This window comes from Spirosoma endbachense (assembly GCF_010233585.1).
GTDB lineage: Bacteria > Bacteroidota > Bacteroidia > Cytophagales > Spirosomataceae > Spirosoma > Spirosoma endbachense.
Genome location: NZ_CP045997.1, coordinates 10,295,652 through 10,297,035 on the forward strand (window position 1 = coordinate 10,295,652; position 1,384 = coordinate 10,297,035).

The 1,384-nt window shown below is 46.0% G+C and carries 2 protein-coding genes and 1 other annotated feature (1 of these 3 running past the window's edge); both genes read left to right on the forward strand.

Annotated elements, in window-relative coordinates; translation table 11 throughout:
* Nucleotides 1–164: a sequence feature (16S ribosomal RNA rRNA prediction is too short), on the reverse strand; it reaches 592 nt to the left of the window's first position.
* Nucleotides 165–255: 91 nt separating this feature from the next.
* Nucleotides 256–438 carry a hypothetical protein gene (locus GJR95_RS41960; protein ID WP_198424786.1) on the forward strand — a complete coding sequence of 61 codons (183 nt, stop codon included), beginning with the start codon at nt 256–258 and terminating at the stop codon, nt 436–438.
* A 23-nt stretch (nt 439–461) separates the two neighbouring features.
* Nucleotides 462–1,364, forward strand: a complete 903-nt coding sequence (locus GJR95_RS41550) for an IS3 family transposase (protein ID WP_162391485.1) — start codon at nt 462–464, stop codon at nt 1,362–1,364.
* The last annotated feature ends 20 nt before the right edge of the window (nt 1,365–1,384 follow it).

Consider the following 1,384-nt stretch of genomic DNA (forward strand, 5'->3'; position numbering starts at 1 on the left):
TCGTATGCTACTGATTTCTGTGTACATTAAATCGGTAAGCTTATGTATATTAGCGTATTACAACGAAATAAGAAAAGTAGAAAGTCGCTGCATTTTAAGCGAATGGTTACCGAAGTCTATCGAGCCGAAATCGCTCAGCCCGCCGACATCCAGCAATATCTGCACATCCCGCTGACCGAATTACGGCAGTTGAATCGATGGTATTTCAAGCACCGATTAGCGCCTTATTTGTACCCCTATCGCTGTTATAAATCCATGAAAAAGCACAACCAAGATGCCTATGTTAAAGCCCTTGAACGACGCCTGGCTGCTACGGAAGAGGAAAATAAACTCCTTAAGCTAAAAGCCGAAGCCTTTCAAACGGCCATCCAACTTGCCGAAGAGCAATTTCAAATCCCTATCTTAAAAAAGTCTGGCACCAAACGGTCAACCAACTGACTCGTCGCTATCCCTTGGTGGGCATGGAGCAGTTATGTGGGCTGTTTGGGTTAACACGACAAGCTTGGTATGCGGCTACCCGGCGTCAGGAGAAACAAGGCTTTCAGGCAACTATTGTCCTGGCTGAAGTCAGACGATTACGAAGGCAGGTGGCAGGCTTAGGAACGACTAAATTGTATGAATTGATGCAGGAGTTTCTGGCCTCTCATCAAATCAAGCTAGGACGTGATAGGCTTCATAATCTACTAAAAGTCAATGGCTTGTTGCTGACAAAGAAACGATCGAGAATCAAAACAACCGACTCTGATCATGATTTAGAAAAGTACCCTAATCAAGTTAAGGAACTCAAACCGGATGGCGTTGGTCAGCTCTGGGTAAGTGATTTGAGTTACATTCGCGTGGGGATTGGCTTTGCTTATTTGTCGGTGATTATGGATGCCTACTCGCGTAAAATTGTGGGTTGGTCCTTCCATAAAACATTAGAAGCCAAGGGGCCCGTAGCCGCTCTGGAGATGGCGTTAAAAACGCGAAGTCAAACCGATCAATCGCTTATCCACCATTCCGATCGGGGTGTTCAATATTGTTCGGGAGCTTATGTGGATCGGCTGCGCCAAGCGACGATTACCATTAGTATGACCGAATCGGGTGACCCCAACGAGAATGCTTTAGCAGAGCGGGTTTTTCGGACTTTAAAGGAAGACTTTCATCTTTGGGGATTCCCTACGTTTAGGCTGGCCGAAACGGCCGTTGAGCAGGCCATTGGTGCGTACAATTCGGTACGACCGCATGCGTCTTTAGGCTATCAAACGCCTAATCAGGCTCACCAAGGTCAAGGCTATCCACCACTAAAATGGTACCCATACAAAAAAGTACGGTTCGGAAATGTGCAATATCAGGCTGATAATCAGTACTGTTCTCCTTTGTAAACCTATTCTAGTAGCATACG